The organism is Nocardia seriolae NBRC 15557 (assembly GCF_007990715.1).
GTDB lineage: Bacteria > Actinomycetota > Actinomycetes > Mycobacteriales > Mycobacteriaceae > Nocardia > Nocardia seriolae.
Genome location: NZ_BJWY01000082.1, coordinates 1 through 21750, shown reverse-complemented (window position 1 = coordinate 21750; position 21750 = coordinate 1). Strand labels below are relative to the sequence as shown.

Genomic DNA, 21750 nt, shown 5'->3' with positions numbered 1-21750 from the left:
AGTCGCCGCCGGCTCGGTGGTGGTTCGCCGCGGACTCGGCGACCGCGTCGTCTCCGGCTCGGTGGTGGCTCATTCCGACTTCAGGCGGCGTCCCTGCAGTTGCCCGACCGCCTCGGCGGCCGACATGCCCTCGTGGCACACCTGGTGCACCGCATTGGTGAGCGGCATTTCCACCCCGTGCAGAGCGGCCAGCGCACGCACCGATGTGCAGGACTTCACACCCTCCACGACCTGGCCATGAGTCGCTTCCAGGGCGGTCTCCATGGATCCGCCCGCGCCCAGCGCGTGCCCGAAGGAGCGATTGCGCGACAGCGGCGAGGTGCAGGTGGCCACCAGATCGCCCACGCCCGCCAGCCCCGCGAAGGTGACCGGCTCCGCGCCCACCGCCACGCCCAGCCGGATGATCTCGGCCAGCCCGCGCGTGATGAGGGTGGCAATCGAGTTGTCGCCCAACCCCATTCCCGAGGCGATGCCGCAGGCCAGCGCGATGACGTTCTTGCAGGCCCCGCCGATTTCACAGCCGATCACATCGGAATTGGTGTACGGCCGGAAATAGCCGGTGGCGCAGGCGTGCTGGACCGCCTCGGCCCGGGCCACGTCCGTGCACGCCACCACGGTCGCGGCGGGCTGCCCGGCGGCGATCTCGTGCGACAGGTTCGGCCCCGACAGCACCGCCACCCGGCGCGGATCCGCGCCACTGACCTCCGCGATGACCTGGCTCATCCGCAACAGCGTCCCGGTCTCGATGCCCTTGGCCAGGCTCAGCAGCGTGGCGTCGCCGGGAATCAGGTCCTTCCAGGCCGCGAGATTGGCGCGCAACGACTGCGAGGGCACCGCCAGCACCACGATGTCGGCCCCGTCGAGCGCGACGGCCGGATCGTCGGTGGCCCCCATGGGCGGCAACTCGATATCGGGCAGATACCAGGGATTGCGATGTTCGGTGGCCAAGACCTTCGCCACTTCCGGCCGCCGAGCCCACATGGTGGTCTCGGTTCCCGCTTCCGCCAACACCTTCGCGAACGCGGTCCCCCACGACCCCGCTCCCAATACCGCTGCCCTAGCCATCTGACAAATATATGCGCGTGGCGAACCTGCCATGCCGGTTGTGGCGGCTCCCGGAATTCGACGCCGCTCACACACCCGTCACTCGCGAGTGGGAAGATTCGGACATGCGCCCGTCCGTGCACGCGGTCATCGCGGTCAAGAGTCTCGGACTCGCCAAGAGCCGGTTGTCCGATCGGTTGCCCCAGGAGTATCGGCCGCAGCTGGTGCTGGCCATGCTGGCCGACACGGTGACGGCGGCGGTGTCGACGAGCGTCGTCGCGTCGGTGACCGTGGTGACCCCCGACCCGAGGGTCGCCGAGGTGGTTCGCGGCCTCGGCGCGCACGTACAGCCCGAGCCCGAGGTCACCGCACCGCACACCAGCGGCTTGAACGCCGCGCTGGCGGCGGGCGCGGCCGCCATCCGGCATCGGCACGGCCCGGTCGATCTGCTTGCCCTGCAAGCGGATCTGCCCGCGCTGCGCCCGGCCGAACTCTGCGACATGCTCGCCGGCACCGGGCACCGTCGCTCGGTGATCGCCGATCACGAGGGCAGCGGCACCGTCGCCCTGCTGGTGCGCGGCGGATCCACCTCGCTCAACCCGCTTTTCGGTCCGGACTCCGCGCGCCGTCATATCGCCGACGGCGCGGTGGAGCTGCTGGGCGACTGGCCCGGACTCCGGCAGGACGTCGACACCGCCGCGGATCTCGACCGCGCCGCCGCCCTCGGGGTCGGCGCAGCAACCGGCGCACTACTGCGTGAAATCGGCGTGTCGCAGGCGTGTCGAGGAACCGAAGATATCCGCCGAGCCGGGTCGTCACTGTGCTGACGGCGCGTGATCTGCGCTGCAATGGAAGGTGTCAGACCGGCACCCGGCCCGCGACATAAGGAATGATCGTGAGAGTGAGCGATACGGATACCGTCAAGCAACCGCCGCTACGACCGGCGGCGCCGCCCGCGGCAACCCCTCCGCCCACCACCGCGACACCGTTGCCCGCGGACCGGTATGTGAACCGCGAACTCAGCTGGCTCGATTTCAACGCCCGTGTTCTCGCACTGGCCGAGGATCAATCCCAGCCGCTGCTCGAGCGGGCGAAATTCCTCGCCATTTTCTCCTCGAATCTGGACGAGTTCTATATGGTCCGGGTCGCCGGGCTGAAGCGCCGCGCCGAGACCGGGCTGTCGGTGCGCTCCGCCGACGGCCTGTCACCCACCGAACAGCTCGAGATGATCGCGGTGCGCACCCAGGATCTCGCCGAGCGCCACGCCCGCGTCTTCCTGGATCAGGTGCTGCCCGCCCTGACCGGGGAGGGCATCGCGGTCATCCGGTGGGCCGAGCTGGAGGACACCGAAAAGCAGCGCCTGTCCGGGTATTTCCAGGATCAGGTCTTCCCGGTGCTGACCCCGCTGGCGGTGGATCCGGCCCACCCGTTCCCCTACATCAGCGGCCTGAGCCTGAATCTGGCCGTGACCGTGAAGGATTCGGTCACCGGCGGCGAGCACTTCGCCCGGGTCAAGGTGCCCGACAATGTGGATCGCTTCGTGCGGGTCCGCCGCACCTCGGTCGGCCGGGATTCGAACGCCGCCCCCGGGCGGGAAGCGGGGGCGCAGGGCTCCTCGGTGGCGGCCTTCCTGCCCATGGAGGAGCTGATCGCCGCGCACCTGGATCAGCTGTTCCCGGGAATGGAAGTGGTGGAACAGCATTCGTTCCGGATCACCCGCAATGCCGATCTGGAGGTCGAGGAGGACCGCGACGAGGACCTGCTGCAGGCCCTGGAGCGCGAGCTGGCGCGGCGCCGCTTCGGCTCCCCGGTGCGGCTGGAAGTCTCCGACGATATGACCGAGCACATGCTCGATCTGCTGCTGCGCGAACTGGATGTGGACCCTGCCGACGTCATCCAGGTGCCCGGCCTGCTCGACCTGTCGTGCCTGTGGCAGATCTACGGCGTGGACCGCCCCAATCTGAAGGACGCGCCCTACGTCCCGGCCACCCCGGCGGCCTTCGGCGAACGCGAAACGCCCCGAAACGTTTTCGCCGCCCTGCGCGAGGGCGACGTGCTGGTGCACCACCCCTACGACTCCTTCTCCACCAGCGTGCAGCGGTTCATCGAGCAGGCCGCCGCCGACCCGCAGGTGCTGGCCATCAAGCAGACCCTGTACCGCACCTCCGGCGACTCCCCCATCGTGAACGCGCTCATCGACGCCGCCGAGGCGGGCAAGCAGGTGGTGGCGCTGGTCGAGATCAAGGCCCGCTTCGACGAGCAGGCCAACATCAAATGGGCTCGGGCCCTGGAACAAGCGGGCGTGCACGTGGTCTACGGCCTGGTCGGGCTGAAGACGCACTGCAAGACCTGCCTGGTGGTGCGGCGCGAGGGCGCCACCATCCGTCGCTACTGCCACATCGGCACCGGCAATTACAACCCCAAGACCGCGCGCCTGTACGAGGACGTCGGATTGCTCACGGCCGCACCGGAGATCGGCGCGGACCTCACCGACCTGTTCAACTCGCTGACCGGGTACTCGCGAAAGGCCAACTACCGCAACCTGCTGGTGGCCCCGGTCGGCGTACGAGCCGGGATCATCGAGCGGATCGAACGTGAGATCGAGCTGGCGCGCCAGGGCGAAGCGGCGCGAATCCGGCTGAAGGCCAATGCCATCGTCGACGAACAGGTCATCGACGCGCTGTACCGGGCCTCCCAGGCGGGCGTCCCGGTGGAGATCGTGGTGCGCGGCATCTGCGGCCTGCGCCCCGGTGTGCCCGGCATGAGCGAGAATATCGAGGTGCGCTCGATTCTCGGCCGCTACCTGGAACATTCGCGCATTCTGCACTTCCAGGCGCAGCACGAGTACTGGATCGGCTCCGCGGACATGATGCACCGCAACCTGGATCGGCGCGTGGAAGTGCTGGCGCAGGTCAAGGATCCGAAGCTGGCCGAGCAGCTGGGCCGGGCGTTCGATTCCGCCACCGACCCCGCCACCCGGTGCTGGGTACTCCAGCCCGACGGCAGCTGGCGGGCCCAGCCGGGGCCCGAGATCCCGGCCGAGAAGATTCGCGACCATCAGGAGTACCTCATGCGGCTGCGACGTCCGGATCGCCCGTGAGCCCATTCAACAACGACCCCGCCGCCGAATACGCCGACCCTCCGGTCAAAGCCAACATCCTCGCGGCGGGGGCCGTGTTGTGGCGCCCGGTGCCGGGGTCCGCGGATGGTTCCCTCGAGATCGCGCTCGTGCACCGCCCCAAATACGACGACTGGTCGCTGCCCAAGGGCAAATTGGATCCCGGTGAGACGCCGGTGATCACCACCGTGCGCGAGGTGGCCGAGGAAACCGGGCTGAATACCCGCCTGGGCCGCTATCTGGGCGACGTGACCTATCCGGTGACCGGACATCGCAAACTCAAGCGCGTGGACTACTGGGCCGCCCGGATCCTGGACGGGACGTTCGAGGCCAATACCGAAGTCGACGTGCTGGACTGGTGCCCGCTGGACCGGGTGATGGACGCGCTGTCGTACCCGATGGACCGCACCATCGTCCGGAACTTCCTGCGCCAGCCCGCCGATACCGCGCACCTGCTGCTGGTGCGGCACGGCAAGGCCGGTCGCAGCGACCGGGGCGCCGCCGACGACGATGCCCGCCCGCTCGAAAAGGCCGGTCGCGCACAGGCTCGCGCCCTGGTGCCCAATCTGCTCGCGTTCGGCGCGAGCGAAATCCTCTCCGCCCCACCGGCCCGCTGTGTCCAAACCGTGACACCGCTGGCGGAAAAACTCGGTGTGACCGTGGAACTCGAACCGCTGCTGTCCGAATCCGGTTACGCGGCAGCGCCCGACGCGGCCCGCAAACGCGCCCGCGACCTGGTTTCGGCGGACTCGGTGCGGGTGATCTGCAGTCAGGGCAAGGTGATTCCGGATCTGCTCCAGTGGTGGGCCGCCGAGGACGGCATCAGCCTGCCACCGGCCCGAAATCGCAAGGGCAGCGCGTGGGTGCTGTCCTTCCACGAGGGCCGTCTGATCGCCGCCGACCACCTCGACCGCGCGCTGACCCCCGTCGATCTGCCCCAGCGCTGACTCCGCCCGAGAACCCTTGGAACGCCGCCGTACCGACCCCGGTGCGGCCGAATCCGCCCCGCTCATAAGGCGATTGCGCCCCTTTCGGACGCCAACCCACCCCGAATATGCGAAACGGCCCGGCATCGCCGGGCCGTCTCACATGTCGTCCTGCTCGAAAACCCCCGTCAGCGACGGGTTGTGGCCGAATTAACGGCGCGCGGTGCGCTTGGCCGCGGTCTTCTTGGCGGGCGCCTTCTTGGCCGTCTTCTTGGCGGTGGCCTTGGAAGCGGTGGCCTTGGTGGCCTTCTTGGCAGCCGTGGTCTTCTTGGCCGCGGTGGCCTTCGCCGGGGTCTTCTTGGCGACCGTCTTCTTCGCGACCGTCTTCTTGGCGGTGGCCTTCTTGGCGGGCGCCTTCGACGCGGCCTTCTTGGCGGTGGTCTTGGCCGGCTCCTTGGTGGCGGCCTTCTTCGCCGTCTTCTTGGCGGTGGTCTTCTTCGCACCCGCCTTGCCCGAAACCGGGGCAGCCACACCGCGCTTCACGGCCGGGCCGCTCGAAGCGATCTTCTGCTTGCCGGCGATGATCGCCTTGAACTGAGCACCGGGACGGAAGGCAGGCACCGAAGTCGGCTTCACCTTGACGGTTTCGCCGGTGCGCGGGTTACGAGCAACCCGAGCCGCACGCTTCCGCTGTTCGAAGACACCGAAACCCGTGATGGTGACGCTCTGACCTTTGTTCACAGCACGCACGATCGTGTCGACCATCTGCTCGACTGCAGCAGTAGCGGTGCGCCTGTCAGTACCCAACTTCTCGGTCAGAACATCGATCAGTTCCGCCTTGTTCATTGAATCCTCCGCAGACTAATGGCCCGTCGTCGGACCGACTAGGTACCACGGTAAACCCTTTCCGGGCAAGAGTCTATGTGCCACGCGAAAATACATGACGCATGGCACACGCTCAGCTACCCCGTTTGAGGGTGTTCAGCTAACGCTCATCAATGATTACGTCTGCGAAATACGGGCCGGAATGGTAGCGGGTTTCCATGTCGGCCTTGCGTTTTCGAACTCGCTGATCTCGGCCTCGTGCCGCAGAGTGAGGCCGATGTCGTCCAGCCCTTCCAGCAGCCGCCACCGGGTGTAGTCGTCAATATCGAACGGCAACACGACCGTTCCGGCCGACACGGTTCGCGTCTCGAGGTCCACCGTCAATTCCAAACCCGGCTGTTCCTCGAGCAACTTCCAGAGCAATTCCACATCGCTCTGCGGCATCCGGGCCGTCAGAAGGCCGTCCTTGCCCGCGTTCCCGCGGAAGATGTCGGCGAAGCGGGACGAGATCACCACCCGGAACCCGTAGTCCTTCAAGGCCCAAACAGCATGCTCACGTGAGGATCCGGTACCGAAATCCGGACCAGCGACCAGCACACTACCCCGGTTGTAGGGCTCGGTGTTCAGAATGAAGTTCGGATCCGTCCGCCACGCCGCGAACAGGCCGTCTTCGAATCCTGTTCGGGTAACGCGCTTCAGATAGACGGCCGGAATGATCTGGTCGGTATCGACATTGGATCGGCGGAACGGAACGCCGATCCCCTTGTGGACCTTGAAGGCTTCCATCGTTGATTCTCCTGAGTCTGTGGGGGCGGCGGCATCTGGGCCGCCGTCAGCGTGCGATCAGTTCAGATCCGCAGGTGAGGACAGGGTTCCGCGCACCGCGGTGGCCGCCGCGACCAGCGGCGAGACCAAATGCGTGCGACCGCCCTTGCCCTGTCGCCCTTCGAAGTTCCGGTTCGACGTGGAGGCACAGCGCTGACCGGGGGAAAGCTGATCGGGGTTCATCCCCAGGCACATCGAGCACCCGGCCTGGCGCCATTCCGCGCCCGCGGCGATGAAAATCTCGCCCAGACCCTCGTTTGCCGCCTGCTGGCGCACCCGCATGGAGCCGGGAACGATCAGCATGCGTACACCGTCCGCGACCTTGCGGCCCTTCAGAACGTCTGCGACCGCACGCAAATCCTCGATTCGGCCATTGGTGCACGAACCCACGAAAACGGTGTCCACGCTCACCTCGCGCAGCGGGGTGCCCGGCTTCAGGTCCATGTATTGCAGCGCCTTTTCGGCGGCCGCACGCTCGTTCTCGTCGAAGATCTGCTCCGGATCCGGCACCGTTTCGCCCAGCGGCAGACCCTGTCCCGGGTTGGTGCCCCAGGTGACGAACGGGGTCAGCGACGTGGCGTCGATGTGCACCTCGGTGTCGAAAACCGCTCCCTCATCGGTCTTCAGGGCATCCCAGGCGGCCACGGCGGCATCCCAGTCCGCGCCCTCGGGGGCGTGCGGGCGGCCCTTCAGGAATTCGTAGGTGACCTCGTCGGGAGCGACCATGCCCGCGCGGGCGCCGGCCTCGATCGACATGTTGCACATGGTCATCCGGGCCTCCATGGACATGGCCCGCACCGCGTCGCCGCGGTATTCGAGCACGTAACCCTGGCCGCCGCCGGTGCCGATCTGCGCGATGACCGCCAGGATCACGTCCTTGGAGGTGACGCCCGAGGGCAGCTCGCCGTCGATATTGATGGCCATGGTCTTGAACGGGCGCAGCGACAAAGTCTGCGTCGCCAGCACGTGTTCCACCTCGGAGGTGCCGATGCCCATGGCCAGCGCGCCGAAGGCGCCGTGGGTGGAGGTGTGCGAATCACCGCACACCACCGTGGTTCCCGGCTGGGTCAGGCCCAGCTGCGGACCGACCACGTGCACGATGCCCTGGTCCAGATCGCCCATGCGGTGCAGGCGGACACCGAATTCCTCGCAGTTCTTACGCAAGGTCTCGACCTGCGTGCGGGAAACGGGATCCGCGATCGGCTTGTCGATATCGATGGTCGGGACGTTGTGGTCCTCGGTGGCGATGGTGAGATCCGTGCGGCGCACCGGGCGGCCCGCGGCGCGCAGGCCGTCGAACGCCTGCGGACTGGTGACCTCGTGCACCAGGTGCAGGTCGATGTAGATGAGGTCGGGCTGGCGCTGTTCGCCCTCGCCTTCGCCGCGAACGACGACATGCTGGTCCCAGACCTTCTCCGCCAGGGTGCGTGGCCGGTCGGCCATATCTCCATCACCTCTCGATAGACATTCCCGCGTTCGGGCTGTGACGCGGGGGCTTGCGCTGCTCTCCGACGAGCAACGCCGCGTCCGACGCCGGGAGCGGCTGGTTTGTAATTCCCAACATGCGAGACGCTAATATCGTTCTATGAGACAGCATAGCGGTATCGGGGTTCTGGACAAAGCCATGGCCGTCCTGCACGCCGTAGCCGAGCAACCCTGCGGCCTCAACGAGCTGTGCGCCCGCACCGGCCTGCCCCGCGCCACCGCGCACCGGCTGGCCGTGGGCCTGGAGACCCATCGCATGCTGGCCCGCGACAGCCAGGGCCTGTGGCGGCCGGGCCCGGCCCTGTCGGAGCTCGCGACAACCGCCAGCGATCCCCTGCTCGACGCCGCCGCCACCATCCTGCCGCGCCTGCGCGAGATCACCGGCGAGAGCGTGCAGCTCTACCGCCGCGACGGCAATGCCCGCGTCTGCGTGGCCGCCATGGAACCCGCCGCCGGGCTGCGCGACACCGTGCCCATCGGGGCGCGGCTGCCGCTCACCGCGGGCTCGGCCGCGAAAGTACTGCTGGCCTGGGCCGATCCGGAGCTGCAGCGGACCATCCTGCCCGAGGCGGTGTTCGGCGAGCGGGCGCTGGCCGAGGTGCGCCGGCGCGGCTGGGCGCAGAGCGCGGCCGAACGCGCGGCCGGGGTGGCCAGCGTGTCCGCCCCGGTGCGCGACGCCGCGGGCGGGGTCATCGCGGCCGTCTCGGTGTCCGGACCCATCGACCGCATGGGCCGCCGACCGGGCGCGCGCTGGGCTGCCGATCTGGTGGCCGCCGCCGACGCCCTCAACAAGCGCCTCTGACGGCCACACGCGCCGCTGCCGGACTTTGCGACCCGGGGTGAACCTCCGGGGTGGCAACAGCAGTCACGGCAGCCTCAGCGGCCGCTGAGGCACCCGACCCGAAACCTGACAGCCCCCGCCCGAACTCCGGGCGGGGGCTGTGTCGCACCTGGCAGCAAAAGGCCGCTGTGACTGCGCTCATACGCCGTAAATTACAGTCGGCCCATGGGAGTTAATCAACGCGCGCAGATCGTGATGTCCGATCGGGAGATCACCGAATTCATCGAGCGCAGCCGCATCGCCACCATGGCCACCCTGGGCGCCTCGGGCACACCCCACCTGGTCGCCATGTGGTACGCGGTGATCGACGGCGAGATCTGGTTCGAGACCAAGGCCAAGGCCCAGAAGACGGTGAATCTGCGCCGCGATCCGCGCATCACCGTGATGATCGAGGCGGGCGACACCTACGACCAGCTACGCGGCATTTCCCTGGAGGGCCGGGCCGAAGTCGTGGAGGATCCCGAGGCCCTGCTCAAGGTGGGAATCAGCGTGTGGGAGCGCTATACCGGGCCCTACAGCGAAGAGGCCAAGCCGTTCGTCGAGGCCATGCTGAACAAGCGCGTGGCCGTGCGCGTGGTGCCCGAACGCGTGCGCAGCTGAGATCACCGCAAACTCGGATTGCCCGCCATGCCCAAGGGCGGCACCACCGCGCAGCCGTTGGACTAGTTCCGCTCAATAAACCGCGAAAGCGAAGCCGAACCGCAAAAGCGAAGGCCCCCAGCCAAATTGGCTGGGGGCCTTCGCTTTGTAGTCCCGACGGGATTTGAACCCGCGCTACCGCCTTGAGAGGGCGGCGTCCTAGGCCGCTAGACGACGGGACCAGGATGAGATGTCGGCGGATTGCGCCGCCGAACTTCTCGAATCGAGAACCGGAGCTCTCGCAGCTGGGGTACCAGGACTCGAACCTAGAATGGCTGAACCAGAATCAGCTGTGTTGCCAATTACACCATACCCCATTGACCTGGGCTTTCAGGCTCTCCCCGGGGGAAGTTCCTGACCGCGTTCCGGCCGAGAAGAAGATTAGCAGCATACTCCGGTAGATACACAAACCGGCTGTTCAGAGGCCGGTTTGTGCATCATTTCGGACTACTCAGGACAGCTCGGACAGGGCCGCGCGGAGACGGTCCATGGCGATCTCGCGGCCCAGCAGTTCGAGGGACTGGTAGAGCGGCGGGCTGATGTGGGATCCGGTCACCGCGACGCGCACGGGTGCGAACGCCTTGTTCGGCTTGAGGCCCAGTTCGTCGATGAGGTCGGCCTTGAGCGCCTCCTCGATCGGGTCAGCGGTCCATTCCGAAACGCCTTCGAGGGCCTTTACCGTCGCCCGCAGTACCGGAACGGCGGCCTCGCCCAGATTCTTTTGCTTCGCGGCCTCGTCGATGGCGAACTCGTCGGGCTTGATGAACAGGAACTTCAGCAGATCCCAGGCATCGCCGAGCACCTTGATCCGGGTCTGCACCAGATCGGCCGCGACTTCGAACAGCTTCTCGTCGATCTCGGCGCCGATATGTCCGTGTCCGGTGAGGAACTCACGCAGCCGGTGAGCAAAATCACCGGGAGTCAGCAACCGAATATGTTCGGCGTTGAGAGCGTCCGCCTTCTTCTGATCGAAACGGGCCGGGTTGGAATTCACCTTCGAAATATCGAAGGCCGCCACCATCTCCGCCATCGAGAAGACATCATGATCATCGGCGATGCTCCAGCCGAGCAACGCCAGATAATTCAGCAAACCCTCCGGAATGAATCCGCGGGCGCGGTGATGGAAGAGATTCGACTCCGGATCCCGCTTCGACAACTTCTTGTTGCCGTGCCCCATCACGAAGGGCAGATGACCGAACTCGGGAGTAAGTTCGGCGACGCCGATTCGTTTCAGCGCCGCGTAGAGCGCCAGCTGCCGGGGGGTGGAGGACAGCAGATCCTCGCCGCGCAAAACGTGGGTGATCTTCATCATCGCGTCGTCGACCGGATTGACCAGCGTATAGAGCGGATCACCATTGCCGCGGGTGAGCGCGAAGTCGGGGACCACGCCCGCGCGGAAGGTGGTCTCGCCACGCACCAGGTCGTTCCAGGTGAGGTCGTGGTCGGGCATGCGCAGGCGGATCACCGCGGGGCGGCCCTTGTCCTTGTAGGCGGCGATCTGCTCGGGGGTCAGGTCGCGGTCGAAGTTGTCGTAGCCCAGCTTGGGATCCCGGCCGGCGGCCTTGTGACGGGCCTCGACTTCCTCAGGGGTGGAGAAGGATTCGTAGGCCTCCCCCGCCGCCAGCAGGCGGCGCACCACATCGAGATGAATGTCACGCCGCTGCGACTGCCGGTATGGCGCGTAGGGGCCGCCGACCTCGGGGCCCTCGTCCCAGGTGAGGCCGAGCCAGCGCAGCGCGTCGAGGATGGCGGCGTAGGACTCCTCGGAATCGCGTGCGGCGTCGGTGTCTTCGATGCGGAAGACGAAGGTGCCGCCGTGGTGGCGCGCGAACGCCCAGTTGAACAGGGCGGTACGGACCAGGCCCACATGCGGTGTGCCGGTGGGCGACGGGCAGAAACGAACCCGGACGTCGGTCATGGCTCTCTTTCGTTCAGCGTTTGGCGGCAACGGGATTGGACAGGGTGCCGATGCCGGAGACGGTCACCGACACGATCTGGCCGGCCTGCAGCGGGCCGACACCCTCGGGCGTGCCGGTGAGGATGACATCGCCGGGGAGCAAGGTCATTACGGTGGTGACCCATTCGATGAGCTTCGGAATATCGTGCAGCAGAAGTGAAGTGCGACTGCGCTGCTTCACCTGGCCGTCGACCTCGGTGACGATCTCCAGATCCGAAGGGTCCAGCGCGGTCTCGATCCACGGGCCCAGCGGGCAGAAGGTGTCGTAACCCTTGGCACGGGTCCACTGGCCGTCGTGGCGCTGCTGGTCGCGGGCGGTGACGTCATTGGCGACGGTGTAGCCCAGGATCACCTCGGCGGCCTTGGCGGCGGGCACGTCCTTGCCGGGGCGGCCGATCACGATCGCCAGTTCGCCCTCGTAGTCGACCTGAGAAGAACTGGGCGGCAGGATGATCGGGGCGTTGGGGCTCTGGATCGAGGTGCTCGGCTTCATGAAGATGACCGGGTCGGCGGGGGCCGGGCCGCCCATTTCCTCGGCGTGCGCGGCGTAGTTCTTGCCGATGCAGATCACCTTGCTGGCGAGGATCGGGGCCAGCAGGCGCACGTCGGCGAGCGGCCAGCTGCGACCGGTGAAGGTCGGGGTGCCGAACGGATGTTCGGCGATTTCACGGGCGACGGCATCCGAACCGTCGCCCTCGATGCTTACGAAAGCGACTCCATCTGGGCTGGCAATTCGACCTAGGCGCATGGCTGGCATCCTATCGACCGGCTTCGACCTGCCCGAACGCGCCCGACCGCGGGACACGGCGGGATCCGGGCGCGACGGCGGGCCACAGGTTCGGGGTGGGCGACGGGCCGGGCGGCATCCCCGCCCGCATCGCCTCGATCCAATTGTGGAAAGCCCTTATACGCAAGGCAACTCACTTTCCGCCACCCTCCCGACAAGATCAATGCCCAGGTGTGAGCAAACAGACAGCTCGCCCCGGAAATCGCCTTGCGCCCCAGGTGTACCGTAAGAGCCGCAGTTCAAAGGGTAAGACACTGATTCCACATAGTGAGACGCGAGGTGAGGGCCATGTCCGCCAGGACCCGTACGGGGGCCACCGTGACAGAGGTAGGTACGGCGCGACGGTGGACCATGCTGGGGCTCGGCGTCTTCGCGCAGACCGCGAGCGCGGTCCTGGTCAATGGCGCGCCCTTCCTGCTGCCGGCCCTGACACAGCGCGGATTGCCGCTGGCCACGGCCGGTCTGCTGGTGGCGATGCCGCTGATCGGGTTGTGCTGCACGCTGATCGCGTGGGGCTGGATCGTCGATCACGTGGGCGAGCGCACCGCACTGGTGGCCGGTCCCGCGGTGATGTTCGCGGCCGGTGCGGCGGCATCCGGGGTCACCGGCTACGTCGCGCTGGGAGCCTTGCTGCTGTTGGCCGGAATGGGTGCGGGCAGCACCAATGGCGCCAGTGGCCGGGTCATCGTGGGCTGGTTCCCCAAGGAGCAGCGCGGGCTGGCCATGGGAATCCGGCAGACCGCCCAGCCGCTGGGCGTGGCAGTCGGGGCGGTGAGCATCCCCGCCGTCGCTGCGGCACACGGGTTCTCGACGGCCGTGCTGGTTCCGGCGGTCATGGCCGGGGTGGCGGCGATCGGCTGCCTGATCGGGATTGTGGATCCGCCGCGGCCCGAATCCGCCGGGGGCGCAGGGCGTCCCGCGAATCCCTACCGTGGGGATTCGACGCTGTGGCGCATTCACGGGGTATCCGTTCTGCTGGTCATCCCCCAGGCCACCATCTGGACGTTCGGCCTGCTGTGGCTGCACCGCGATGTCGGCCTGTCGCTGGCGGCGGCCGGCGTGCTGGTCACCGGGACCCAAATCCTGGGCGCGGCTGGGCGAATCGGCGCGGGCATCTGGTCGGACCGGGTCGGCAGCCGGTTGCGGCCGCTGCGCACGGTGGCGATCGCGGCCGTAATTTCCATGTCCGCCTTGGCCGTAGCGGCACGGGCGCACCAGTGGTGGGCGGCCGTCCCGATTCTGGTCGCGGCCTCGGTCATCACGGTGGCCGACAACGGCCTGGCCTTCACCGCGGTGGCCGAGATCGCCGGGCCCTATTGGGCGGGCCGCGGGCTGGGCATCCAGAACACCGGGCAGAACCTGGCGGCGGCCGCGGTCGCCCCGGCCTTCGGCGCCCTGATCACCGCGGCCGGATTCCCGATCACCTACGTGCTGACAGCGCTGATCGCGCTGGCCGCGGTGCCCCTGGTGCCCAAGGGGGCAGACCCGTTGGTGCCCACCGGTTCCCGGTGACTTGCTGATTCCGGGCAAATCCGGAAGACATGTGCCCGTTAAGTTTTCGCATCCGAATGCAATTGTGCGATATGCCTCACTGCCCCAGCCGATTTCACGAAACCACCTCTCAGGATTCCATTCCGGGGCCCGGGAGGGAACGGGCGAAGGGCGCGAATCGGTCGGATTTCGATCACTCGGGTGCTGGTACGTACCAGTGAATCACCTTGTGGCCGTCGATATTCGGCCACGAATAAGGAAGAGCCCCCGTTCCGCGAGTCGCGGGAACGGGGGCTTGACCGTTCGAATCCCTACAGCGAGGCCGCGATCCGGTCGCCGATCGCGACGGTGGAGGCCGCACCCGAGCGCGACTCCAGATCTTTGGCGACGGCGGTCTCGATGCGAGCGGCCTCCTCGGCCTTGCCGAGGTGGTTCAGCAGCAGCGCGACCGACAGGATGGCGGCGGTCGGGTCGGCCTTGGACTGGCCCGCGATGTCCGGGGCCGAACCGTGTACCGGCTCGAACATGGACGGGTTGGTGCCCGAGGCGTCGATATTGCCGGAGGCGGCCAGGCCGATGCCACCGGAGACGGCGGCGGCCAGGTCGGTGATGATGTCGCCGAACAGGTTGTCGGTGACGATCACGTCGAAGCGGCCCGGGTCGGTGACCATGTGGATGGTGGCGGCGTCGATGTGCTGGTAGGCGGTTTCGATGTCCGGGTACTCCGCGCCGACCTCGGCGACCGTGCGCGACCACAGCGAACCGGCGTAGGCCAGCACATTGTTCTTGTGCACCAGGGTCAGGTGCTTGCGGCGCTTGCGGGCGGTCTCGAAGGCGTAGCGCACCACGCGCTCGACGCCGAAGCGGGTGTTGGTGGAGACCTCGGTGGCCACCTCGTGCGGGGTGTTCACGCGGATCGCGCCGCCGGTGCCGGTGTAGGGGCCCTCGGTGCCCTCGCGCACGACCACGAAGTCGATGTCCGGGTTGGCGGCCAGCGGGCTGGTGACGCCCGGGTACAGCTTGGACGGGCGCAGGTTCACGTGGTGGTCCAGCTCGAAGCGGGTGCGCAGCAGCAGGCCGCGCTCGAGCAGGCCGCTCTGCACCGACGGGTCGCCGATCGCGCCCAGCAGGATGGCGTCGTGCTGCTTGAGCTCTGGAATCACATTGTCCGGAAGGATCTCGCCGGTGGCATGGAACCGCTTGGCCCCCAGGTCGTATTCGGTCTTCTCGACCCCGGGCACCACCACGTCGAGCACCTTGAGCGCCTCGGCAATGACCTCGGGACCGATACCGTCGCCCGGAATGACAGCCAGTTTCATGAAATCCATGCTCCGTTTCGAATGATCCGCTCCGCGGCAGGAGAGTCCACCGGTCACCCTAGCGGGTACCCCCGTAACCCCTTTCACCAGGGCGAATCACTCCCAACCAGTGGGATCAGGGGATGATTCCGACGCGGCGACACTGCTCCTGCACGCGCAGCGAGAGATCGTCGCCCTGTCCCGATACGCTCCGGCACCACTCCCGCGCCCGCTCCCCACAGGCCCGCTGCTGCTGCCCGCCCATCGTCCCCGCGGAAAGCACGGTGACACAGCCGTTCTCGGAGCGCGAGTAGTCCGGCCGATGATCGAACAGCGCCCACACCGTCACTCCCACCGCGATCAGCACGGCGACGACGGCGATCCCGACCACCAGCCGCCGCCGCTCCCCCGCGCTCAACGGCTCGGTCGGCGGCGTCTTCCCACGCATCGTTCCATCATGGCCGCCCCGGTAGGGTTCGGTGGATGTTCGACAATCTCCGACTCGAGCGCAAAGTCCAACGCCTGGAACGCAAGATCGATCTCATCCTCGAGCATCTGGGCATCCCGGATCCGAGCGCGGTCAGCGACTACACCGAGATCGACGAGCTGCTGCGGCGCGGCAAGAAGATCCAGGCCATCAAGCTCTACCGCGATCTGGACCCGACGGCCAGCCTGGTCGAGGCCAAGGACTCGGTCGAAGCCCGCGATCGCCGCCGGGGCCGCTGACCTCTCCCTCCGCTGATGCCGAAGGGCCCCGTCCACATTGTGGACGGGGCCCTTATCGCGTTGCGCGACAGCCGGACTCAGCCGGGGTCGATCACACTCAGTCGAGGTTGACCAGGGCGACCTTCGCCGCGCCGACGGCCTCGGCGATGGCGGTCTGGACGTCGGCCGGGACCTCCTTGTTGACGCGGAGGATGACGGTCGCGCCCTCGGCGTTCAGGTCCTGGGTGAGCTGGGCGGCGAGGATGTCGATGCCCGCGTCGCCGAGCTTGGTGGCCAGGCGGCCCAGCTGACCCGGCTTGTCCTCGTAGGCGAGGACGGCCAGGTTCAGGCCCTCGGCGCGCATGTCGTAGTTGCGGCCGTTGATGTTGACGATCTTCTCGACCTGGGCGGGCTCGGTCAGGGTGCCGGCCACGTTCAGGGTGCGGCCGTCGCCGAAGACGGCGCGCAGGTCGACCAGGCTGCGGTGGGTCGGGGACTCGCTGTGAGTGGTGACCGATGCCTCGAGGCCGCGGTCCTTGGCCAGTGAGGGGGCGTTCACGAAGGTGACCGCCGGGCTCTGCCCGCCATTGGACTCAGTCTCGATCAGGGCCGAGAACACGCCGCGCAGGGCCGAAAGCTCCAGCACCGCAACGTCTTCCGAGGACAGCTCGCCGCGCACCTGGACCTCGAGGGAGACCGGCAGCTCGTTGGCGAGCGCGCCCAGCAGCGCGCCCTGCTTGCGGACGATGTCCAGCCACGGGGCGACGATCTCGTTGACCGCGCCACCGGTGACGTTCACCGCGCCGGGCACGAACTCGCCGGCCAGGGCCAGCTGCACCGACCTGGCGACATCGGTGCCCGCGCGGTCCTGGGCCTCGGCGGTCGAGGCGCCCAGGTGCGGAGTGACGACGACCTGCGGCAGCTCGAACAGCGGGCTGTCGGTGGACGGCTCGGTCTCGAACACGTCGATGCCGGCGGCGCGCACGTGGCCGGAGGTGATGGCGTCGGCCAGGGCCTGCTCGTCGATCAGACCGCCGCGAGCGGCGTTGACGATGATGACGCCCGGCTTGGTCTTGGCCAGGGTCTCCTTGTTCAGCATGCCCTTGGTCTCGGGGGTCTTGGGCAGGTGAATGGAGATGAAGTCGGCCTGCGCGAGCACCTCGTCCAGGCTCATCAGCTCGATGCCCAGCTGGGCGGCGCGGGCCGGGGAGGTGTAGGGGTCGTACGCGATGACCTTGGTCTCGAAGGCGGCGAGGCGCTGCGCGAACAGCTGGCCGATGCGGCCCAGGCCGATGACGCCGACGGTCTTGCCGAAGATCTCGACACCGTTGAACTTGCTGCGCTGCCAGGTGTGCTCGCGCAGGGTGGCGTCGGCGGCCGGGATCTGACGGGCGGCGGCCAGCAGCAGGGTGACGGCGTGCTCGGCGGCGGTGTGGATGTTGGAGGTCGGCGCGTTGACGACCATGACGCCGCGCTCGGTGGCCGCGGGCACGTCGACATTGTCGAGGCCGACGCCGGCGCGGGCGACGATCTTCAGGTTCTTACCGGCCTCGAGCACCTCGGCATCGACGGTGGTGGCCGAACGGACCAGCAGCGCATCGGCTTCCGGCACGGCCGCGAGCAGCTCGGGGCGGTTCGGGCCGTCGACCCAGCGAACCTCGACGCCGGAGCCCAGCGCGTCGACGGTCGACTGGGCGAGCTTGTCGGCGATCAGAACAACAGGACGGCCAGCTTGGCTCACGGTGGGGTACTCCTGAGGAAGGGATCCGGGATTTACGGGCGCTAGCTTAGTGGGCTTGGTTCCGCGCGGTTTTACCGCCTGGTAGGCAACTGCCATCAAAGCTGTGAACTGCGGGTTTCCGAACCGATATAGGTAAAAGGCCGGTTGGTCGAATTAGTTCCGAATGGACGGAAGCCGGTCCCGCGCTGTGGCACGGAACCGGCTCCGGAGAGCACGACTCAGGCGGCGGCTTCGGCCGAGAGCATCAGATCCGCCACCGCGCCGTAGGCCGCGGTCCAGGTCTGCGCGAGTTCCGGCGTCCAGCCGTCACCCAGGAAGTGCTCGAGGGTGGCGAGCAGCGAGGCACCCGCCACCGGATAGTGATCGGCGACGACGCCGAGGCGGGCGTGGTGGGCGCCCAGCTGCTGCACGAAAGACGGATCGGCGACGAGGGTCTCGACATTGGTCACGATCCGGGCCAGACCGGCCAGGAAGCGCTCCCGCTGCGGGGCCAGATCCGCGGCGAACATGCCGCGCACCTCGGGGTGCGCCTCGAACAGGTGGTCATAGAAGTACTCGACGGCCTGCGGGCCGATCGCATCGACCTGCTGCCAACTCGACTGCAGCGCTTCAATATTCACAGGGCTGTCCCCCAATTCCATTCTCGCGTGGGCTGTTGCGATGAAATACGGCGATGTCTCAGTTCTTGGCTGCGCGTTCCGCGGCCGGTAGGCCCGACGGGAACGAATCACCTTGCAGCGCACCGAGAGCGGTGCCCGGCAAGGGCAGCAGTGCGAGCTTGTCCACCTCGACGTTGAGGGTGGCGATCATGGCCTGCAGCTGCGTGCGCAGTAGTTCGGAGTAGGCGCGCAGCTGCTCGTGGCGCTGGTCCTCCAACTCCGGATCGAGGTAGCCGCCGGACCGGGTGGAGCCCGCGGATTCCCTGGCCCGCTGCAGCAATTCGCGCTGCTGGGCGCGCGCGACCGACATCAGATCGCGCGCATGCTGTTCGGCATTGTCGACAATGGCGTCGGCGGAGAGCTGCGCGCGGTTGAGGACGTGAACGGCGCGGGCGCTGATGCCCAGCTCGTCCTTCTCCAATTCGCCCTGCAGCCGGGCGATCTCCCAGTGTGCATTGGCCAGCTGCTGCTGCAGTTCGGCCATCGAACCGGCCGAGGCCATGGTCTGCATCTGCATCTGCAGCGCCTCGCTCTTGGCGGCCAGCTGCATGTTCTCCCGCTGCAGGCGCGCCAGTTCCGAGGAATTGCTGGTGAGGGTGAGGTTGCGGTTCTCGCGGGCGAGGCGGGCCATGGAGCCGCGCACCCGCTCGAGGAAGCGGTCGACCTCCTCGGCGTCGTAGCCCTTGCGGCCCAGCCGTGCTCCCTTGAAGTGGACGGCACGAATGTCGTCGGGTTTCACATCCATTGGGTGGCCTCCTCCCTTCTGCGCGGTTCGGCGACCGACTGCCCGAAGGTCTCGAATCTGATTGCGTGGCGGGGCATTCCGGCGGTGGTGAGCGCGGTGACGGTCGCCTGCACCATGGCGGGCGAACCGCACACCAGCGCGGTGGCGCCGGACAGCTCACGACCGCGCGCGGCGACCGCGCCCACGGTGCCCTGCACGCCGTGGAAGCCGGGATCGTCGGAAACCACCGGGGTATAGGAGAACCAGGGGTTCTCGGTGAGCGCCGTGAGGGACTCGTGGTCGTAGAGATTCCACGAGGTGCGCACGCCGTGCAGCAGCTGCACCCGCGGCACGGCGTCGTGCTCGGCCTCCCGCGCGAAGCGATCGACCAAGGCGCGCAAGGGCGCCAGGCCCGAGCCGCCCGCGATGAGCAGCAGGTTGTCGACCGCCCCGGGCGGAATCTGGAAGGCGGTGCCGATGGGCGAGCCCAGGCGGATCTGATCGCCCGGGCGGACCTGGCGCGCGAAGGTGGTGCTCACCTCGCCGCCGTCGACGACCTGGACGTGAATGTCGAAGGTGCCGTCGGGCCGCGGGGCATTGGCGGGCGAGAAGTAGCGCCACAGCCGCGGGCGCTGTGGGATCTCGATGGCCAGCGACTGCCCGGCCGCGTACCGGTAGGGCAGGTGCGGGCGCACGGTGTGCACGGTGACGTCCACGCTGCGGCGCTCGGTGGCGACGATCTCGGCGTCCCACCAGGCCGGGGTGTCGGCGGCGCTGTCCGCGGCGTCGATCATGATGTCGGCCACGGCGTAGTACGCGCCGGTCCAGGTCTGGGCGAGTTCATCGGTCCAGCGCGGGCCGAGGAAGTGCGCGAGGGTGGCCAGCAACGAGGCTCCCGCGGCCGGGTAATGCGCGCCGACCGCGCCGAAGCGGCGGTGGTCGCGGCCCAGCTGGGCGACGAATTCCGGGTCGGCGGCCAGGGTTGCGACATTGCTCACGATGCGGCCCAGGGCGGCGAAGAACTTCTCGCGCTGCCCGGTCATCCGGATCGGGAACATCTCCCGCACCTCGGGGTGCGCGAGGAACAGGTGCGCGTAGAAGTACTGCACGGCCTCGTCGCCCACGCGCTCGACCAGCCGCCAACTGCTCTGCAGTGCCTCGACGTTCATGTGGACACCAACACTCCCCAACACTCCCTCTGGACACGGCCATGTCCGCAGCATCAGTGCGGGTGACTCATGGACGACCGTCCGAATGGGGGCAAACATATGACATCGCCGCGAAAGTGTCTAAACGAAAGAACTATATACACTTCAGCAAACTTGCGGCGAATTGCGCGTCGAATGTGTGGAATTTGGGCCACTGAGACGGTGGTCACAGATAGCCGAAAGCCCGGCGTCGGAGCTACGGAGTCCGAGGCCGGGCTTTCGAAAGTCGAATTACATCGACATCGGCTGTGATTAACGGCCGAAGGAACCGGTCCACAGGGTGTCGATAATGCCGCGGAAGGCGGCCGAGCCGGTGGAAAGCAGGCCGTTCAGAGCAGCGGAACCGGTGTCGATGATAACGGGGATCATGAAATAACCTCTTCTGGTTTTCTGACGAACAATCTGACATGAAGCATATCGGGCCGGTTTCAGGGCTCGTTACGGGGATTAACATGGTATGACCGGCGTCACGGCCCTCCAATTCTGTGGCCCGGTTCATATAGGTGTCGAATTCCCGCCATATAACGTGCCGATCACGCCCCTATTTCTGGGGGCATAAAGCAGGAAAAACGCGTGGACCAGTGGGATCCCGGGCGCTACCGTCGGCTTCCATGAGTTTGCGTTCGATCCCCGCTTCCATGGACCCGGCGGTGGTCGCCACGATCGACGGCGAACTGGACCGGATCGTGCGCGAACACCGCGTCGACGTGCTGCTCGCCATCGAGAGCGGCAGCCGCGCCTGGGGTTTCCCCTCCCCCGACTCCGACTACGACTGCCGCTTCGTCTCCCTCCGGCCGCTCGACGACTACCTCACCCCGTGGCCCGGGCGCGATGTCATCGAGACGCCGCTGATCGGGTTGCTGGATGTCAACGGCTGGGATCTGCTGAAGGCGCTGCGGCTGCTGGTCAACGGCAACGCGGTACTGATCGAATGGCTGATGTCGCCGATCGTCTATCGCGGTGAGGCGCAATTCCGGGACGAATTGCGGGCGCTGGCCGACGAAGTCGCCGACCGTCACCGGGTGGCCCGGCACTACCTGCATCTGGGCCGCCGCCAGTGGCAGCTCTTCGATTCGAATCGGTCGCTGAAAAAGGTGTTCTATTCATTGCGCCCGGCCATGGCATTACGTTGGCTGCACGAGCATCCGGAGCAAGCGGTGGCACCGATGCATTTGCCGACACTGCTCGCCGAATGTGACCTGCCGGGCGATTTCGTCGAATCGGTCGCGGAATTGACGGAATTGAAATCCCGGACGCGGGAAATGGGCGCTGGGGAAGTCCCCGCACCGATAGCGGATTTCGTCTCCGCCGAGTTCGAGCGCGCCGCGGTGGAATTCGTCAAGGATGAGCCGGCCCAGCGGCAATATGCACAGGCTCTATCAACCGAGTTCTTCCGTCGCCGATTGCGCGGCTGAGGAAATCATCGAGCATCGCCCGCGGCGGACCCCACCGCCGCGGGCGCCGCGCGCTAGTGTCG

19 protein-coding genes, 2 tRNA genes and 1 pseudogene are annotated in these 21750 nt (G+C 67.3%); 8 read left to right on the top strand and 14 right to left on the bottom strand.

Annotated features, from left to right (window positions below; all coding sequences use genetic code 11):
- Window positions 1-69: 69 nt before the first annotated feature.
- Complete coding sequence (locus NS2_RS23110) at window positions 70-1065, bottom strand: NAD(P)H-dependent glycerol-3-phosphate dehydrogenase (protein ID WP_033090351.1); 996 nt, start codon at window positions 1063-1065, stop codon at window positions 70-72.
- 104 nt (window positions 1066-1169) lie between these two features.
- Here NS2_RS23110 and cofC point away from each other — a divergent pair, with 104 nt between their 5' ends.
- The 3 genes from cofC (at window position 1170) to NS2_RS23095 (ending at window position 5109) form a co-directional block, all read left to right on the top strand.
- A complete protein-coding gene (cofC, locus tag NS2_RS23105) occupies window positions 1170-1871 on the top strand; it encodes a 2-phospho-L-lactate guanylyltransferase (protein ID WP_033090352.1) in 702 nt (233 codons plus the stop codon).
- Window positions 1872-1933: 62 nt separating this feature from the next.
- Window positions 1934-4144, top strand: a complete 2211-nt coding sequence (locus tag NS2_RS23100) for an RNA degradosome polyphosphate kinase (RefSeq protein WP_036549283.1) — start codon at window positions 1934-1936, stop codon at window positions 4142-4144.
- Entirely contained in the window at window positions 4141-5109 is a 969-nt protein-coding gene (locus tag NS2_RS23095; protein WP_147207286.1) for an NUDIX hydrolase, read from the top strand. The genes NS2_RS23100 and NS2_RS23095 overlap by 4 nt, the downstream gene beginning before the upstream one ends.
- A gap of 189 nt (window positions 5110-5298) precedes the next feature.
- On the opposite strand, the gene NS2_RS23090 is transcribed toward NS2_RS23095, so the two are convergent.
- The 3 genes from NS2_RS23090 to leuC all read right to left on the bottom strand — a co-directional run bounded on the left by NS2_RS23090 (window position 5299) and on the right by leuC (window position 8181).
- Window positions 5299-5934: an HU family DNA-binding protein gene (locus NS2_RS23090; RefSeq protein WP_033090355.1), complete on the bottom strand. Its 636-nt coding sequence runs from the start codon at window positions 5932-5934 to the stop codon at window positions 5299-5301.
- Window positions 5935-6090: 156 nt separating this feature from the next.
- Window positions 6091-6699 carry a 3-isopropylmalate dehydratase small subunit gene (gene leuD / locus NS2_RS23085; RefSeq protein WP_033090356.1) on the bottom strand — a complete coding sequence of 203 codons (609 nt, stop codon included), beginning with the start codon at window positions 6697-6699 and terminating at the stop codon, window positions 6091-6093.
- A gap of 57 nt (window positions 6700-6756) precedes the next feature.
- Window positions 6757-8181: a 3-isopropylmalate dehydratase large subunit gene (gene leuC, locus NS2_RS23080; protein WP_033090357.1), complete on the bottom strand. Its 1425-nt coding sequence runs from the start codon at window positions 8179-8181 to the stop codon at window positions 6757-6759.
- A 142-nt stretch (window positions 8182-8323) separates the two neighbouring features.
- On the opposite strand from leuC, the gene NS2_RS23075 reads away from it, so the two are divergent.
- Both NS2_RS23075 and NS2_RS23070 read left to right on the top strand, forming a co-directional pair.
- Window positions 8324-9025 (top strand): IclR family transcriptional regulator, encoded by a 702-nt coding sequence (locus tag NS2_RS23075; protein WP_033090358.1) that lies wholly within the window; start codon window positions 8324-8326, stop codon window positions 9023-9025.
- A gap of 204 nt (window positions 9026-9229) precedes the next feature.
- Window positions 9230-9661 (top strand): annotated as a pseudogene (locus NS2_RS23070) (PPOX class F420-dependent oxidoreductase); the annotation flags it as partial.
- 151 nt (window positions 9662-9812) lie between these two features.
- Here NS2_RS23070 and NS2_RS23065 read toward each other — a convergent pair.
- From NS2_RS23065 to NS2_RS23050, 4 genes are all read right to left on the bottom strand, one after another.
- Window positions 9813-9885, bottom strand: a tRNA-Glu gene (locus NS2_RS23065).
- A 63-nt stretch (window positions 9886-9948) separates the two neighbouring features.
- Window positions 9949-10020, bottom strand: a tRNA-Gln gene (locus tag NS2_RS23060).
- A 134-nt stretch (window positions 10021-10154) separates the two neighbouring features.
- Entirely contained in the window at window positions 10155-11621 is a 1467-nt protein-coding gene (gene gltX, locus NS2_RS23055) for a glutamate--tRNA ligase (RefSeq protein ID WP_033090359.1), read from the bottom strand.
- Window positions 11622-11634: 13 nt separating this feature from the next.
- On the bottom strand, window positions 11635-12408 hold the full coding sequence (locus NS2_RS23050) for a fumarylacetoacetate hydrolase family protein (RefSeq protein WP_033090360.1): 774 nt from the start codon (window positions 12406-12408) through the stop codon (window positions 11635-11637).
- Window positions 12409-12735: 327 nt separating this feature from the next.
- Here NS2_RS23050 and NS2_RS23045 point away from each other — a divergent pair, with 327 nt between their 5' ends.
- Window positions 12736-13959, top strand: coding sequence for an MFS transporter (locus NS2_RS23045; RefSeq protein ID WP_183121225.1), 1224 nt, complete (start codon window positions 12736-12738; stop codon window positions 13957-13959).
- 290 nt (window positions 13960-14249) lie between these two features.
- Here the strand turns inward: NS2_RS23045 and NS2_RS23040 are convergent, their stop codons facing one another.
- Together NS2_RS23040 and NS2_RS23035 are read right to left on the bottom strand one after the other, a co-directional pair.
- Window positions 14250-15257, bottom strand: a complete 1008-nt coding sequence (locus NS2_RS23040; protein ID WP_033090369.1) for a 3-isopropylmalate dehydrogenase — start codon at window positions 15255-15257, stop codon at window positions 14250-14252.
- Between the two features lie 115 nt (window positions 15258-15372).
- Window positions 15373-15684, bottom strand: coding sequence for a hypothetical protein (locus NS2_RS23035; RefSeq protein WP_033090362.1), 312 nt, complete (start codon window positions 15682-15684; stop codon window positions 15373-15375).
- 35 nt (window positions 15685-15719) lie between these two features.
- Between NS2_RS23035 and NS2_RS23030 the strand changes: the two genes are divergently transcribed.
- Entirely contained in the window at window positions 15720-15962 is a 243-nt protein-coding gene (locus tag NS2_RS23030) for a hypothetical protein (RefSeq protein WP_045438639.1), read from the top strand.
- Between the two features lie 97 nt (window positions 15963-16059).
- Here the strand turns inward: NS2_RS23030 and serA are convergent, their stop codons facing one another.
- The 4 genes from serA to NS2_RS23010 form a co-directional block, all read right to left on the bottom strand.
- Window positions 16060-17682 (bottom strand): phosphoglycerate dehydrogenase, encoded by a 1623-nt coding sequence (serA, locus tag NS2_RS23025; RefSeq protein ID WP_033090363.1) that lies wholly within the window; start codon window positions 17680-17682, stop codon window positions 16060-16062.
- 218 nt (window positions 17683-17900) lie between these two features.
- Window positions 17901-18302: a globin domain-containing protein gene (locus NS2_RS23020; RefSeq protein ID WP_062614359.1), complete on the bottom strand. Its 402-nt coding sequence runs from the start codon at window positions 18300-18302 to the stop codon at window positions 17901-17903.
- A 58-nt stretch (window positions 18303-18360) separates the two neighbouring features.
- Entirely contained in the window at window positions 18361-19086 is a 726-nt protein-coding gene (locus NS2_RS23015) for a DivIVA domain-containing protein (protein ID WP_036551336.1), read from the bottom strand.
- Window positions 19077-20234: a globin domain-containing protein gene (locus NS2_RS23010; protein ID WP_147207285.1), complete on the bottom strand. Its 1158-nt coding sequence runs from the start codon at window positions 20232-20234 to the stop codon at window positions 19077-19079. The genes NS2_RS23015 and NS2_RS23010 overlap by 10 nt, the downstream gene beginning before the upstream one ends.
- Before the next feature lie 542 nt (window positions 20235-20776).
- On the opposite strand from NS2_RS23010, the gene NS2_RS23005 reads away from it, so the two are divergent.
- Window positions 20777-21688: a nucleotidyltransferase domain-containing protein gene (locus NS2_RS23005; RefSeq protein ID WP_228102458.1), complete on the top strand. Its 912-nt coding sequence runs from the start codon at window positions 20777-20779 to the stop codon at window positions 21686-21688.
- The last annotated feature ends 62 nt before the right edge of the window (window positions 21689-21750 follow it).

What these genes read in the sequence shown, in the direction of transcription:
- cofC (WP_033090352.1), top strand. Translation starts at nt 1,170, where the DNA reads ATGCGCCCGTCCGTGCACGCGGTCATCGCGGTCAAGAGTCTCGGACTC.
- gltX (WP_033090359.1), bottom strand. Translation starts at nt 11,621, where the DNA reads ATGACCGACGTCCGGGTTCGTTTCTGCCCGTCGCCCACCGGCACACCG.
- NS2_RS23045 (WP_183121225.1), top strand. Translation starts at nt 12,736, where the DNA reads ATGTCCGCCAGGACCCGTACGGGGGCCACCGTGACAGAGGTAGGTACG.
- NS2_RS23035 (WP_033090362.1), bottom strand. Translation starts at nt 15,684, where the DNA reads ATGCGTGGGAAGACGCCGCCGACCGAGCCGTTGAGCGCGGGGGAGCGG.
- NS2_RS23040 (WP_033090369.1), bottom strand. Translation starts at nt 15,257, where the DNA reads ATGAAACTGGCTGTCATTCCGGGCGACGGTATCGGTCCCGAGGTCATT.
- NS2_RS23100 (WP_036549283.1), top strand. Translation starts at nt 1,934, where the DNA reads ATGATCGTGAGAGTGAGCGATACGGATACCGTCAAGCAACCGCCGCTA.
- NS2_RS23050 (WP_033090360.1), bottom strand. Translation starts at nt 12,408, where the DNA reads ATGCGCCTAGGTCGAATTGCCAGCCCAGATGGAGTCGCTTTCGTAAGC.
- leuD (WP_033090356.1), bottom strand. Translation starts at nt 6,699, where the DNA reads ATGGAAGCCTTCAAGGTCCACAAGGGGATCGGCGTTCCGTTCCGCCGA.
- NS2_RS23090 (WP_033090355.1), bottom strand. Translation starts at nt 5,934, where the DNA reads ATGAACAAGGCGGAACTGATCGATGTTCTGACCGAGAAGTTGGGTACT.
- NS2_RS23015 (WP_036551336.1), bottom strand. Translation starts at nt 19,086, where the DNA reads ATGGATGTGAAACCCGACGACATTCGTGCCGTCCACTTCAAGGGAGCA.
- NS2_RS23030 (WP_045438639.1), top strand. Translation starts at nt 15,720, where the DNA reads ATGTTCGACAATCTCCGACTCGAGCGCAAAGTCCAACGCCTGGAACGC.
- NS2_RS23075 (WP_033090358.1), top strand. Translation starts at nt 8,324, where the DNA reads ATGAGACAGCATAGCGGTATCGGGGTTCTGGACAAAGCCATGGCCGTC.
- NS2_RS23010 (WP_147207285.1), bottom strand. Translation starts at nt 20,234, where the DNA reads ATGAACGTCGAGGCACTGCAGAGCAGTTGGCGGCTGGTCGAGCGCGTG.
- NS2_RS23110 (WP_033090351.1), bottom strand. Translation starts at nt 1,065, where the DNA reads ATGGCTAGGGCAGCGGTATTGGGAGCGGGGTCGTGGGGGACCGCGTTC.
- leuC (WP_033090357.1), bottom strand. Translation starts at nt 8,181, where the DNA reads ATGGCCGACCGGCCACGCACCCTGGCGGAGAAGGTCTGGGACCAGCAT.